The 13,379-nt window shown below is 39.6% G+C and carries 13 protein-coding genes; 4 read left to right on the top strand and 9 right to left on the bottom strand.

All coding sequences use genetic code 11. The features are described from left to right. Positions 1 to 64: 64 nt before the first annotated feature. The 5 genes from argS to speE all read right to left on the bottom strand — a co-directional run bounded on the left by argS (position 65) and on the right by speE (position 5,120). On the bottom strand, positions 65 to 1,732 hold the full coding sequence (gene argS, locus DFR57_RS01670; protein WP_114351393.1) for an arginine--tRNA ligase: 1,668 nt from the start codon (positions 1,730 to 1,732) through the stop codon (positions 65 to 67). A 5-nt stretch (positions 1,733 to 1,737) separates the two neighbouring features. Further along, on the bottom strand, positions 1,738 to 2,187 hold the full coding sequence (locus DFR57_RS01675) for a YwiB family protein (protein ID WP_114351394.1): 450 nt from the start codon (positions 2,185 to 2,187) through the stop codon (positions 1,738 to 1,740). After that, entirely contained in the window at positions 2,180 to 3,256 is a 1,077-nt protein-coding gene (locus DFR57_RS01680) for an AimR family lysis-lysogeny pheromone receptor (RefSeq protein ID WP_114351395.1), read from the bottom strand. The genes DFR57_RS01675 and DFR57_RS01680 overlap by 8 nt, the downstream gene beginning before the upstream one ends. A 151-nt stretch (positions 3,257 to 3,407) precedes the next feature. Beyond that, positions 3,408 to 4,280, bottom strand: a complete 873-nt coding sequence (gene speB / locus DFR57_RS01685) for an agmatinase (RefSeq protein ID WP_114351396.1) — start codon at positions 4,278 to 4,280, stop codon at positions 3,408 to 3,410. A gap of 12 nt (positions 4,281 to 4,292) precedes the next feature. Next, complete coding sequence (gene speE / locus DFR57_RS01690) at positions 4,293 to 5,120, bottom strand: polyamine aminopropyltransferase (protein ID WP_114351397.1); 828 nt, start codon at positions 5,118 to 5,120, stop codon at positions 4,293 to 4,295. A gap of 266 nt (positions 5,121 to 5,386) precedes the next feature. On the opposite strand from speE, the gene DFR57_RS01695 reads away from it, so the two are divergent. Next, positions 5,387 to 7,648, top strand: a complete 2,262-nt coding sequence (locus DFR57_RS01695) for a transglycosylase domain-containing protein (RefSeq protein WP_245937351.1) — start codon at positions 5,387 to 5,389, stop codon at positions 7,646 to 7,648. Positions 7,649 to 7,804: 156 nt separating this feature from the next. Here DFR57_RS01695 and DFR57_RS01700 read toward each other — a convergent pair whose 3' ends face one another. Next, positions 7,805 to 8,329, bottom strand: a complete 525-nt coding sequence (locus tag DFR57_RS01700) for a YwhD family protein (RefSeq protein WP_114351398.1) — start codon at positions 8,327 to 8,329, stop codon at positions 7,805 to 7,807. Between the two features lie 55 nt (positions 8,330 to 8,384). Here DFR57_RS01700 and DFR57_RS01705 point away from each other — a divergent pair, with 55 nt between their 5' ends. Next, entirely contained in the window at positions 8,385 to 8,651 is a 267-nt protein-coding gene (locus tag DFR57_RS01705; RefSeq protein ID WP_281270452.1) for a 2-hydroxymuconate tautomerase, read from the top strand. Between the two features lie 113 nt (positions 8,652 to 8,764). Then, positions 8,765 to 8,956, top strand: coding sequence for a hypothetical protein (locus DFR57_RS01710; RefSeq protein WP_114351399.1), 192 nt, complete (start codon positions 8,765 to 8,767; stop codon positions 8,954 to 8,956). Positions 8,957 to 9,412: 456 nt separating this feature from the next. On the opposite strand, the gene DFR57_RS01715 is transcribed toward DFR57_RS01710, so the two are convergent. Together DFR57_RS01715 and DFR57_RS01720 are read right to left on the bottom strand one after the other, a co-directional pair. Continuing rightward, on the bottom strand, positions 9,413 to 9,907 hold the full coding sequence (locus DFR57_RS01715; RefSeq protein WP_114351400.1) for a YwgA family protein: 495 nt from the start codon (positions 9,905 to 9,907) through the stop codon (positions 9,413 to 9,415). A gap of 36 nt (positions 9,908 to 9,943) precedes the next feature. After that, positions 9,944 to 11,239 (bottom strand): HD domain-containing protein, encoded by a 1,296-nt coding sequence (locus tag DFR57_RS01720; protein ID WP_114351401.1) that lies wholly within the window; start codon positions 11,237 to 11,239, stop codon positions 9,944 to 9,946. Positions 11,240 to 11,367: 128 nt separating this feature from the next. Here DFR57_RS01720 and DFR57_RS01725 point away from each other — a divergent pair, with 128 nt between their 5' ends. After that, the gene (locus tag DFR57_RS01725) at positions 11,368 to 12,195 is read left to right on the top strand and encodes a lipoate--protein ligase family protein (RefSeq protein WP_114351402.1); all 828 of its coding nucleotides are present in this window, start codon (positions 11,368 to 11,370) and stop codon (positions 12,193 to 12,195) included. A gap of 19 nt (positions 12,196 to 12,214) precedes the next feature. On the opposite strand, the gene menC is transcribed toward DFR57_RS01725, so the two are convergent. Then, a complete protein-coding gene (gene menC, locus DFR57_RS01730; RefSeq protein ID WP_114351505.1) occupies positions 12,215 to 13,327 on the bottom strand; it encodes an o-succinylbenzoate synthase in 1,113 nt (370 codons plus the stop codon). Between the last annotated feature and the right edge of the window lie 52 nt (positions 13,328 to 13,379).

The following is a 13,379-nucleotide window of genomic DNA, read 5'->3' on the forward strand; positions in this document are numbered from 1 at the left end:
CAATTCAATGCTCTCTTCGTCATGCTTGTTAATTGTTTTATACCTAATTCAAACTCATAACCTATTACATACTCTCTGGTGCTTCTACACCAATTAAGTCTAAGGCATTCGCTATTGTGATTCGTACCGCATCCATTAATGCTAGTCTTGCCTTTGTACCTTCTACATTTTCTGGATCTAATACTTTTTCTGCATTGTAAAAGCTGTGAAGGAGTGAAGCTAAATCAAACACATAATTTGTAATGCGATGTGGTGTTCTGTTCATCGCAGCATCTCCTACAACCTGTGTAAATTCACCGAGCTTTTTCAATAGAGTTTCTGCTTTTTCTGACGTTAATAAGGATGCATCAAAGTCTTTAAAATCGATTCCTTTATCTGCTGCTTGCTTTAACATTGTACAGATTCGCGCATGTGCATACTGCACGTAGTATACAGGATTATCATTGGATTCAGACTTTGCTAGGTTCATATCAAAATCAAGGTGAGAGTCACAAGAACGCATAACAAAGAAATAACGGATCGCGTCAATGCCAACTTCCTCCATTAATTCACGTAACGTAACTGCTTTACCTGTACGCTTACTCATCTTAATTTTTTCACCATTTTCAAAAAGGTTTACCATTTGTATGATTTCTACTTCTAACGTGTCAGCGTCATAGCCTAAGGCTTGAATAGCTGCACGCATGCGTGGGATATAACCGTGATGATCGGCGCCCCATATATTAATCAATTTATTAAAGCCACGATCTAATTTGTTTTTGTGGTATGCAATATCAGGAGTGAGATACGTATAGGTGCTATCATTTTTAATTAATACACGGTTTTTGTCATCCCCAAAATCAGTTGAGCGGAACCAAGTCGCTCCGTCTTCTTCAAAGATATAGCCTTTTTCCTTTAAAACATCAAGGGCTGGCTCGATTCTTTTATCCTCATATAAGGAGGTTTCAGAAAACCAGTGATCAAACGATACGCGGAAAGCTTTTAAATCTGTAGCTAGCTTATCTAGCTCGTATTTTAAGCCATAATCTCTAAAATAGCTTAGCTGTTTTTCTTCTGATTCTTCTAGCAATTTATCGCCATGTTCTTTTGCTAATTTTTCCCCAAGTGCAATAATATCAGCACCTTGATAGCCATCTTCTGGCATATCCATTTCTTTCCCTAAAGCTTGCATGTAGCGAGCCTGAACGGATTTAGCCAAATTAACAATCTGGTTACCCGCGTCATTAATATAATACTCACGCGCAACATCATAGCCTGCTTTTTGCAATACATTACATAAGGAATCCCCAACAGAGGCACCTCTAGCATGACCTAGATGCAAATCACCGGTAGGATTTGCTGAGACAAACTCCACTTGAATTTTTTCATTCTTACCGATAGTTGAATTACCGTAGTCTTTTCCTTGTTCTAAAATAGTCGGAATCAAATCTGATAAATAGGTATTATTTAAAAAGAAGTTAATAAATCCAGGTCCAGCAATTTCCGCTTTTGTCACAGAAGCTTTTTCCCCATCAAAATTTGCAAGGATGTCCTCTGCAATTTTACGTGGTGCTTTCTTTGCAATTCGAGCAAGCTGCATAGCGATGTTGGTTGCATAGTCACCGTGTGCCTTGTCCTTTGGTTGTTCAAGTATTATAGCAGGAAGTTCTTCTTTTGTAGCAAGATCTGCTTTTACAACAGCATCTTCAATTTGAGACTTTAATGCTTCCTGCATTTGTTGCATAATGTTCATCACGTTTACCCCCTGATTTCGTTTTCCGGTCCTAAGAGTTGAAAGGAAATCGTCAGTTCATGCTCCCTTTCTTCCTCACCATTTAATATCGTTTTATATTGAATAAAAAGGTTTCCTGCTTTATCTGTTTTTGGCGTTTCAAAAAAGATTCGATCGGTAGTTGTTTGCATATGAATCGTTCCAAATTCATGGCGATAAACATTTTCTGTTTCACGACCTGTGAGGAATTGCTGATTCATCGTCACTGCTCCCGAACGTTTCACATTTACTTTTTCCGGTTGGATGGTAATTAATGAATCAACCTTTTCCTGGTTTTCATTCCATTCAGAAAAAGTAAGCACAGCAGTGTTGCCTTTTTCGATAAAGGAACCGACTTCTTCGACGACTGTTTCTGTTTCATCTTCTGCGTCGTGAATCCTTGTTATCATTTTAAGGGAAATTGGAGTTTTATTCATTTATCCATTCCTCCCCTTCTAATTTTTCCAAAGCCTCATGTGGTAAGCGAGCGTAGAAATAATCATTTCGTTCATTAACAAAGCGTTGGTAGGATTCGAACAATAAAGATCGATCATTGCGAGCTTTTCCTAAGTAGTATTGCTGAAATGGTGTTAAATTTTCTAACTTCTCAAGGATTTCTATTGCTTCTGTGCGCTTGCCTTGCGCTAAAAGAAGGTGGGCTTTTTCAGCCTGATCCTCTGTTTCAATTCCTTCTACCTCTCTGTAATAGGCTGAGATAAAAGGTTTTGTATAGTTAGAAAGACCATAAATTGCTCGGTCATATTCGAGTGATTCAGCAATTCTCAACGCTTCATTTACATGGTACATGGCTTGGTCATAGCTGTCATATAAATAACCCTGCGCCATCATATTATGAATGTCAATCTTTTTTCGCCAATTACATGTAGACTGCAATAGATGATAGCCATATTTTCTAGAAATCAGCATTTCATTTCTCTTCCAATGATATACCATTAAGCTTTCTGCTAATCGTCCGTCGAGTAACTCCTGGAGAAGTGGATCCTTCACAAGACTCATTCTTCTTCGGATACTATCGTTATAATCTCCAATTTTACCATATTGATGGTTATCAAAATAACAATAGACATACAATAAATGCTTTAAAATCCAAAGTGCGTGTTCCTCTTCTTCCATATTAATCTTTTCAATCGCCTCTAGATATTGCATGGAGGAACGGGCGTTTTTAGTTATATTTTCATTTGTTCTACGTTTTAGTAAAATACTGTACACAGAAGCCCATTTATGATTTACCGGATTGTCAGACTGATTGTTGTATTCGATCATTTCTGCTAATTCCGATAGACATCCATTCGCGTATAAAAATTCCATCGCTACCCGCTTGTTGTTATCATCTTTACTTAACAGACAAATTTCCTTCATTTGTCTCGTGGCTTCTTCCATCGTTTCAGAAGCATGCAGCTGAATACATATTGTGGATAAAGCTGGTTCAACTATGCTGTTTTTAAAGGTTTCAACCCATGTTTTTTTTTCATGATTAAAATCCATACCGATACCCCTTAAATCAGATTAGTTTTGTATCATTCCTCAACCTAATAAACAGACCAAATAACCTTGCAACACATAGACTTAGCAAAAATCAACAAACCAGCTTTTTAAAAAAGGGAGAAACTTAAACTAATCAGAATTCTCTTTCTCGTTATTTCACCCAACCTAACAGCATTTCCCGGAGCATTTTACTTGCTGCTATTGCTGTTTGGTCAACAGGATCATAGCTTGGGGCTACTTCAACTAAGTCAGCACCAACTACAAACACGTCACTTCCTGCAATAAGGTGGATTGCTTCTAAAAGTTCTTTGGAGCTTATTCCCCCAGCCTCTAGCGTTCCGGTTCCAGGTGCATATGCTGGATCTAAAACGTCAATATCAATCGTTACATAGACATTCCGGTTATTTAGAGCTGGTAAAGCCTTCTTTAGGGGTTCTACGACTTCAAATTTAGACATGTGCATGCCTGAGTTTTTCGCGTACTGAAATTCTTCTCGCATGCCAGAGCGAATACCAAAGGAAAAAACGTTCTCCGGGCCAATGAGCTCTGCTATTTTTCGAACAGGTGTAGAGTGTGATAGCGTTTCTCCCTCATACTCCTCTCGTAAATCTGCGTGTGCATCAATATGGATAAATGCAATGTCTGGATACTTTTGGTGCATCGCTTTTACGATTGGCCAAGTGACTAAATGCTCCCCGCCCATTCCAAGTGGAAACTTTCCTTTTTCTAAAATTTTAGTGACATAATCCTCTATCATATCAATACTTCGTTTGGGGTTACCAAATGGTAACGGAATATCCCCTGCATCAAAATAGCGAACATCTTCTAAATGCTTGTCCAAATATGGACTATATTCTTCTAACCCAAGTGATACCTCACGAATACGATTGGGACCGAAGCGGGAGCCTGGCCTGAAACTAACAGTCCAGTCCATCGGCATTCCGTATAAAATCACATCTGCATCTTCATGGGTAGGGTGGGATAAAATAAAAACTTTTCCTGAGTATTGTTCATCAAAGCGCAAGGGGCATCCTCCTTATTCAGTCAAATCCTTTACAAATTTCGGCAGGGCAAAAGAAGCAAAGTGTAGTTCTTTTGTGTAATATTTTGTTTCCATTTCATTAAAACGATCCTCTTTCACTTTTAGCGGATCATGAATTTTACTTCCTAAGGTAAACGTCCACAGTCCACTAGGGTATGTTGGAATGTTTGCGGTATAGAGGCGAGTTACCGGGAAGATTTCTTTTACATCAGAAAATACCTGTGAGATTAAATCTGCTTTAAACCATGGATTATCTGTTTGTGCAACAAAGATTCCGTCGTCTTTTAATGCTTTTGAAATGCCTGAGTAAAAGCCTTTGGTGAACAAATTCACGGCTGGACCAACTGGCTCGGTTGAATCAACCATAATCACATCATACGCTTTTTCACTTTGCGCAATATGCAAAAAGCCATCATCAACTTTCACTTCTACGCGCGCATCTTCTAATGTTCCTGCGATCGTAGGTAAGTATTTCTTTGAGTATTCGATTACTTTTCCGTCGATTTCCACAAGTGTCGCTTTTACAACAGATGGATGCTTCAGTACCTCTCGAATTACTCCACCATCTCCCCCGCCAACTACAAGGACATGCTTTGGATTTGGATGTGTAAATAATGGGACGTGTGCCACCATTTCATGATAGACAAATTCATCCTTTTCCGTGGTCATTACCATATCATCGAGCAAAAGCATATTGCCCCATTCTTCTGTTTCAACCATATCTAGCTTTTGGAAATCTGTTTGTTCACTATGCTGGATTTTATTAATTTTTGCAGTAATACCAAAATTCTCTGTTTGTTTTTCTGTAAACCAAATACTCAATTAAAACACTCCTTCTGATCAATCATGCTTGTAAATATTTATTTAAATGGAAAATTATTCTTTGGTTTTTTACTTACTTTTCCCGAACTTCTATGGAAGGAAACGCGTTTCCCTGCCTGCTAAATTTAAAATATAAATGGAAAAAAAGCAAGTATTATTTTCCTTTCTGACGTTTAGATTGACTTACATTTTCCCATAATTATATAAGAATATCCAGTTAGAGCGAAGGGCCTAAAAAAAGATCGAGTGGATGGGAGGAAATAAGATTGATAGAAAGACGAGTTATGCGAAAAAAAAGACGGAAGAAAAAGGTGTTGTATAGTGCAGTCTTTTTATTGTTTTTTATGCTTTCTTTTATAAGTGTTATCCTTCTATCCAGCTATCTTTTGGGGCCCCCCTCTTTAGACAGTGTACAAAACACGATTTTTTATAGCGCAGATAAAGATGTGATCGGAGAAGAACGCGGATCAGAAAACCGCTACATTATACCTCTAGAAGAAATGAGTGAGCACGTCATTGATGCTACCGTTTGGACAGAGGATCAGCATTTCTATTCACATGTCGGATTTGATTTTAAACGCCTTGTGGGAGCAATTTTTGAAAATGTGCGAACAATGTCCTTTAAAGAAGGCGCCAGTACGATTACGCAGCAATACGCCAGAAATTTATTTTTATCCCACGAGAAAACGTGGAAGCGTAAAATTTATGAAGCTTTTTACACGATTCGGCTTGAAATGTTTTATGACAAGGACCAATTACTCGAGGGGTACTTGAATACGATTTATTATGGGCACGGAGCATATGGAATTGAAGCTGCAAGTCGTTATTATTTTGATAAATCAGCACAAGACCTTACGTTAGCAGAGGCAAGCATGCTTGCGGGTATACCGAATGGTCCATCCCTTTTTTCACCGATAACTAATCCGGAAAATGCTAATCGCAGGCACCAGCAAATTTTAAGAAATCTGGTGGAAAAAGAAGTGATCAGTCATGCCGATTACATTGAAGCTAGGGATACGGAATTAACCTTTAATGAAGAAGGTTTGAAAAAAGAAGCGGTGATTGGTCCATACTTTCAGGATACAGCCTTGGATGAACTAGAAACAATCTTAGACTTGGACGTCGAATCGATCAAAAGCGGTGGCTATCGAATCTTTACCACATTAAAAGTCGATCAACAAGAAAAGCTAGAACAAGCTGTAAAGGAAAATTTAGCAGCAACAGATAAGGAGCTTCAGGTTGGTGCAGTTGCTATGAATCCATCGACCGGTGCAGTTAATGCGTTAATCGGTGGACGAGATTATCAAAACAGCAGCTTTAATCGCGTGACACAATCGAAGCGGATGCCTGGTTCAAGCTTTAAACCTTTTTTATACTATACCGCTTTAGAACAAGGCATGACGGCAGCTACCACCCTGATGAGTAAGCCAACTAGATTTGCCTTAGCAGAAGGAGATGTGTATGAGCCGAGTAATTATCAAGGCTATTATGCTGAAAAACCCATTACACTTGCACAAGCAATAGCACTTTCAGATAATATTTATGCGGTAAAAACAAACCTTTTTGTTACCCCGGAAAAATTAGTGCAGACAGCAAAGGATAAGTTTGGGATCACAGAAAAACTTTCACCAGTAGCATCCCTCGCTCTTGGAACGGAGGTTGTAACAATGGAGGAAATGGTGAACGGATACAACCGCATTGCAAATGGCGGATATGCCGTTGAGCCTTATACTATTACAAAGGTAACAGACGCAACAGGTGAAGTCATCTATGATCGCGACAAGGTACTTGATAAAGAGAATCAAAGTCTATCCAGCTTTTTTCAGACCGGACTTTTCAGTGAAGAAAAAAAGCGCACAATTTTCGAACCCATTTTACCGAAAACGATGGCAACAGAGGATACTGAAGTAGAACGTGTCCTAGACCCAGCAAATACCTTTATTTTAAAGAAGCTAATGTCAGGGATGTTTAATGAGGAGCTAAATGGTTATATGAGTGTGACAGGTTCTTCTATAGCGAATGAACTAACAAGAGAATATGCCGGGAAATCAGGGACCACTGATACAGACAGCTGGATGATAGGCTTTAGTTCAGATGTGTCAACTGGGGTGTGGCTCGGATATGATGATAATCGTGAAATGAAAGAGCCCAGTCAGCAGAAACTTTCGAAGGATATATGGGCGACTTTTATGGAAAATGCACACGAGAATTTCGCTGATCGAGAAGAAGAAGCGCCTCCTGAAGACGTAGTAGCAGTAGAAATTGATTTAGAATCCGGGAAATTGGCGACAGATTATTGTGAACAACCCAAAACACTCTATTTTAAAAAAGGTACTGAACCAAATAGCTACTGTACCCTTCATTTACCAGACGGAGACAACCCAGAGCAAAATGAAACGGGAGAAGCTGATGTCCTTGATGAGCTAGAAGGGTTAAAGAATCAAATTTCGAAAGAAAAAAATCATCTCGAGCCAACCACTGATTTTTTTAAAAGGTGGTGGAAATGGCTATGGATCGGAGAGGAATAATGAGGTATTTACACATCTAAAAAAGGGCAAGAAAATGGCCGGGCATAGAAGCCCAGCCATTTTCCTGTCCTAGTAACAAAGAGTTACCATACAACTAATTGTATAAAGGATTAACGTAAACAACAAGAATTTTCATGTATGTTCACAAAATGTTCATTATTTCGCCAATGCATTTCTTAATTCATCCGAAGCATTCTGCCACATTTCCTCATTAAATTCCTTCAAGAAATCACTTAGCAATTGTCTAGATTTCTCATCCATATGGTCAATGATCACATGGCCTTTCATCGATTTATCCATATGATTTACATGCTCTGGCATCGATTTATAAGCACGCTTAATCGAACGATCAACCCGAATTTCACTACCGGCAACCCCGTGATAGTAAAGTCCATTTTCACCACGCTCTACCGTTACCCAAACGATCCAGTATAATAAACCATTAGGCACTTCATCCCTATTCGGAAGAAACTTCACTCGACGCTCCACATCACTTCGCGCATGCATTGCTGCCATGTCAACATAAGCTCGCTCTTCATTAGGGTCAATAATAACTGGCGAAATATTCTCTAAACTAACCGTTCCAACGCCATACCCACCATGACCATCAGTGGAATCATCTTTCATTATCGTAAAGGGATTTGATTTCTTTTTATTGGTAGGGTTTTGATTATCTGCCATAAGTTGAACCTCCTACTAATTTGCTTTTTGTGTATCCATTGTAGCATAATCAAAAATGCCTTTTCATCCTCTGTGTTTCGCTCCACTACATTTTGGGTTAAAATATAAGTATATTCAGATAAAAAGGGAGAGAAAAAATATGCCATACGTAACCGTTCAAATGTTAGAAGGTCGCACTGATGATCAAAAGAAAGCCTTGATCGCAAAAGTAACCGACGCTGTTGTAGAAACTACTGGCGCTAAAAAAGAAAAGGTCGTTGTTTTTGTTGAGGATATCGACAAACGCTATTATGGTGTAGGCGGCAAACGTTTAATCGATTGATTTTAAAATGTGCTTGATGCAGCTATGCATCAAGCATTTTTTAATGGTATTGCTGATTTAATCATGCTGGTTTATGCTAGAGATACCAATTAATGGATAAGGATGTGTGAATCATGGAATTAATTTTTGCTGAAGTTGGCGGTTTTCGAGCAGGCGATATGTTCTTTGCCTTGTTTAGTTTTACCATTATGTTCTTAATTACAACGGTCATCATCTATCTTTACAGACGCAATTCACAAACTAAAGCTCGGCTAAAAAGAGTGGAAGAAAAGGTCGATGCTCTATTAGAGCGAGATAAGAGCTAATTGTTTAGGCTTTATGATGCTAGGTTTTGTAATATTTTTTGGAATATTCCGCTGACTAGAGATTGGGAAGCTTATTTCAGGATGTATTATATTCGTTAAATTTTGAATTTATTCGTCGATTCTATTTAGATATTCGCTATTTTTCTGGTTTATTCGCAAATTCCGGTTAGATATTCGTAATTTATCTGATATATTCGTATTCCTCCTTTGGATGTCCGCGATATTTTGATAATATCCGCGACTTTCATTTGGATATCCGCGATGTTTCTGATATATCCGCGATTCTACTCAGATATCCGCTAATATCAAACTATATCCGCTATTCCTGATCAGCATGGCATCTAAGCAGTATTATTTGAATTTTTTCCTCCTTGACCAATAAGAGTAGTGACCCTTAATTATACACGTCCCTCTTATTCAATAACCAAACAGAAAAAGCCTCCGCACAAAGGGAGGCTAATGTTTCATTTTGTCGATAAAGGTCCAAGCTTTCGCTAGATCTTCTTCTGTATAATTCGATTTTTTCTTTACTTCTTGTACCTTCTTCTCTACTTCCGCTTTCGTAGCCGGTTCAAAATAAAGCATTGTCGCAACAAGCTCCAAAAAGCGTGAGCTCTCTTCTTTTAACGTAGCTATTTTTTCGTCTACTGGCGGCATATCTAACGTCGATTCTTTCAGGAACATTTCCCCTTGATCGGTTACTTGATAACGATACTGGGTGTAATTACTTTTCTTTTCCTTGATTTCATCGATGAATCCTAGGTTGCATAATTCCTCTGTTCGAAGGCTTAACTCCTCCGAATATGGTCCATAAAAATGGAAGGCATATTTCTCTTCAAAAGGAAATCCTACCTTTTTCAAGATATAGACCATCTTTTGAAGCTTTTTCCGTCCGGTAATTTCTTCTGAAGCTTCAAATACCTTCAATAATTTCGCATGGTTCTTCAGCAAAACGAACACCCCAAATCTATTAGTAAATCTCTCTTTTTATCGTCCAAGAATCTCTAGTATTTTTTTCTTCTCAGGTATATCGTCCGACAGCGCCTCAATACTATCAAGCGGAAAATAGAGCTTATGATCCGTTCTCTTTTTACCCGAGATGGCTTCTACGATTTCGGATTGGCGGGACAATTCACGCAAATCTCCATTTGGCATCAATAAATGAATTGGGACGCGCTCCTCTTCTTCTCCTGGCCGGTAAAAATCATATGGTAAGTCAGAGGACGAATCTTCCACTAAGTAATACTCTGAATCAAGTCCAACCGCATCAAATAAACGGTAAAGCTCCATCCAATCCTTCATCTGTAAGTTCGGATTATACTGTACATATTTAAACAGTTGGCGATTAGTAAATCGTAGACACAAGTCTTTTAAAATCGCATCGTCTTCCTCGGCCCATTGTTGAAAATAAAATAACACGACCGCTTCGTCGAGTCGCAGATAATCCTGTAAATCAACTTCCCCTTCAAAAAAAGAACGGAAATGAATCGGCTCAAATTTAAACGCATAGCCCTCTGTATATAACCTTTTCACCCGGTGCAGAATTTTAGACAAAATTACTTCCGCGCTTCTCGTTACTGGGTGAAAATAAACCTGCCAGTACATCTGATAGCGGCTCATAATGTAATCCTCTACCGCATGCATCCCAGATTCTTTTATGACAACCTGATCCTCTACCGGACGCATGACGCGAAGAATTCTTTCCATATCAAAATGACCATAACTAACGCCGGTATAATACGCGTCACGCTGGAGATAATCCATGCGATCGGCATCAATCTGACTAGATATCAAGCTGACAACAAGCTTATCGGGATAGGTTTTATTAATAACATCCGCTACTTTTTGCGGAAAATCAGGACTAATTCTAGATAAAATCTGACAAATCTCGGTATCCCCTAAAATAATAGCACGTGTATAATCCTCATGATCAAGCTTGAATACTTTTTCAAAGGAATGCGAAAAAGGGCCATGGCCTAAATCATGAAGCAGCGCCGCACACAAACATAACAAGCGTTCCTCTTGATTCCAATTCGGGCGATTCTCAAAATTGATCAAAATTCTACGAACAATTTCATAAACCCCTAAGGAATGATTAAAACGACTATGCTCAGCCCCGTGGAACGTGACGTATGTCGTACCAAGCTGCTTAATTCTGCGCAATCGCTGAAATTCCTTCGCCCCAATCAAATCCCAAATCACCTGATCACGAACATGTATGTAGCGGTGCACCGGATCCTTAAAAACTTTTTCTTCATGCAGTTGCTCGTCTTTATAAGCCATGGCAGGGTCCTCTCTTAACGTCAATTTTTTCATCTTTGTTTATTATAATACAAATCAAGGTCGACTAAAACAGCCAGTACAATTTTCTGCTATAATAAATGCATGTTTTTGGTGAAGGAGAACAGAAAATGAAGGATTGGAAGCAAGCATTTGACCAGAAAAAAATACGTATCATCGACCATAGCGATCCAGATATACTTGAAACACCGATGGCATCATTCGCAACAGATGACGCCCTTTGCATTCATGTGAGTGAAAAAACGAACACCCTAGCAACAAGACTGTGGGTCCATAAGCCGACCATCGTACTCGGCATATTAGATGCCCGACTACCTTTTTTGGAAAAAGGGATGAGCTATTTGCGTGAGCAGGGCTATCAGATGGTTGTGAGGAATTCAGGCGGCCTGGCGGTTGTGCTCGATGAAGGTGTACTCAATTTTTCGATCATCCTGGGCGAAGCGACGAAGCTCGGAATTCATGATGGTTATCTGATTATGGTGGATTTTGTGCGTGATTTATTTCAAGATCTAACCACAGATATCGACGCCTACGAAATAAAAGGATCCTATTGCCCTGGTGATTACGACTTGAGTATAGGGGGAAAGAAATTCGCAGGTATCTCCCAGCGCCGGGTAAAAAACGGAACCGCTGTGCAGATATATTTAGATATAGAAGGAAGCGGGACGAAACGTGCAGAACTTGTGCGCAACTTCTATGAGTTGGGTCTAGACTCAGAAGAAACACGGTTTGATTATCCGGAAATTGTCCCAGACACGATGCGCTCGTTATCAGAGTTGTTGGATCATCCGCTAACAGTAAGCGAAGTGTGTGACCGCATTGTCAAACAAATAGATGGTGAATACGATAGCTTAACCGAATCAGAGCTTGAGATCTTCGAAAAACGAATGAAGCTGATGATCGATCGAAATAAAAAAGCACTTGGCGACTATTTTTAGTCGCTTCAAGTGCTTTTTCTCATGTTAAAACTTTTTTCTCAACGCGGTATAAGCGAAGTGCTTCCCGGTCAATATCATGACCAATACCGGCCGACTCCGATAGATGGATAAATCCATTATCTACCTCTACTGGTTGCCTTAATATATCTCGTTTGAAATACCGATCTGAAGCTGCTGTGTCTGCTGGAAACTTAAAGTTATCTAACGTAGCTAAAGCAAGACTTTGTAACCGTCCAACTCCTGCTTCAAGCATCCCGCCACCCCAAAGGGGAATTCCATTCTCCCTGCAATAATCATGGATCCGAACCGCTTCCGTGAAACCACCGACTCTACCCAACTTCATGTTAATAATCTGACAGCTACCAAGTGTGATCGCTGTTTTTACATCTGAAAGGGTATGAATACTTTCGTCTAAACAGATCGGTGTTTCGATTTGTTGCTGGAGCTTCGCATGATCGACAAAATCATCTGTCCCAAGCGGTTGCTCGATCATCAAAAGGTTGTATTTATCCAATTGCTTCAAATGTTCGATGTCGTCTATCGTATACGCTGAATTCGCATCAACCATCAGCGCAAGATCTGGATAATCATTTCTCACCGCTTCTATTAATGCGATATCATTCCCCGGCTTTATCTTAAGCTTGACGCGCTCATACCCAGCAAGCAGCGCTTGTTCGATTTCCTCTAGTACAGTTGAAATCGAATCCTGCATGCCAATGCTCACACCGGCCCGGACTTGCGAGCGCACTCCACCTATTAGTTTATAAAGTGGCACGTTCTCTTTTTTGGCGTAAAGATCCCAGAGCGCCCCTTCTACTGCCGCTTTGGCCATGTTATTCCGTCGGACGTCACGTATCCTTTTTCCAAATTCGCTCGGATGTTCATAGGGCTGTTCTTTAACGATTGGACAGAGATGCTTCTCAATCATCAGTCTAGTCGAATCGCTTGTTTCTTCTGTATACCATGGCGATCGGAAGGCGACCGTTTCACCAAAGCCACGTAGCCCACTCTCATCAATGAGCTCAACAAGGGTAAAGTCCTTGTGCGTTGTTGTCGTGAGGCTATTTTTGAAAGGCTCTTTCAATGGCATTTGCAGGCGATGAAGGATCAATTTTTTAATTCGCATTGTCATTCTATTACACGTTCCTTTCATTTCCCCTCATTGTAGTCGATAGAAAGTAGTG

Source organism: Saliterribacillus persicus (genome assembly GCF_003337485.1).
Classification (GTDB): domain Bacteria; phylum Bacillota; class Bacilli; order Bacillales; family Amphibacillaceae; genus Saliterribacillus; species Saliterribacillus persicus.

What these genes read in the sequence shown, in the direction of transcription:
- argS (WP_114351393.1), bottom strand. Translation starts at nt 1,732, where the DNA reads ATGAACATTATGCAACAAATGCAGGAAGCATTAAAGTCTCAAATTGAA.
- DFR57_RS01675 (WP_114351394.1), bottom strand. Translation starts at nt 2,187, where the DNA reads ATGAATAAAACTCCAATTTCCCTTAAAATGATAACAAGGATTCACGAC.
- DFR57_RS01680 (WP_114351395.1), bottom strand. Translation starts at nt 3,256, where the DNA reads ATGGATTTTAATCATGAAAAAAAAACATGGGTTGAAACCTTTAAAAAC.
- DFR57_RS01700 (WP_114351398.1), bottom strand. Translation starts at nt 8,329, where the DNA reads ATGGCAGATAATCAAAACCCTACCAATAAAAAGAAATCAAATCCCTTT.
- DFR57_RS01705 (WP_281270452.1), top strand. Translation starts at nt 8,385, where the DNA reads ATGCCTTTTCATCCTCTGTGTTTCGCTCCACTACATTTTGGGTTAAAA.
- DFR57_RS01710 (WP_114351399.1), top strand. Translation starts at nt 8,765, where the DNA reads ATGGAATTAATTTTTGCTGAAGTTGGCGGTTTTCGAGCAGGCGATATG.
- DFR57_RS01720 (WP_114351401.1), bottom strand. Translation starts at nt 11,239, where the DNA reads ATGGCTTATAAAGACGAGCAACTGCATGAAGAAAAAGTTTTTAAGGAT.
- DFR57_RS01725 (WP_114351402.1), top strand. Translation starts at nt 11,368, where the DNA reads ATGAAGGATTGGAAGCAAGCATTTGACCAGAAAAAAATACGTATCATC.
- menC (WP_114351505.1), bottom strand. Translation starts at nt 13,327, where the DNA reads ATGACAATGCGAATTAAAAAATTGATCCTTCATCGCCTGCAAATGCCA.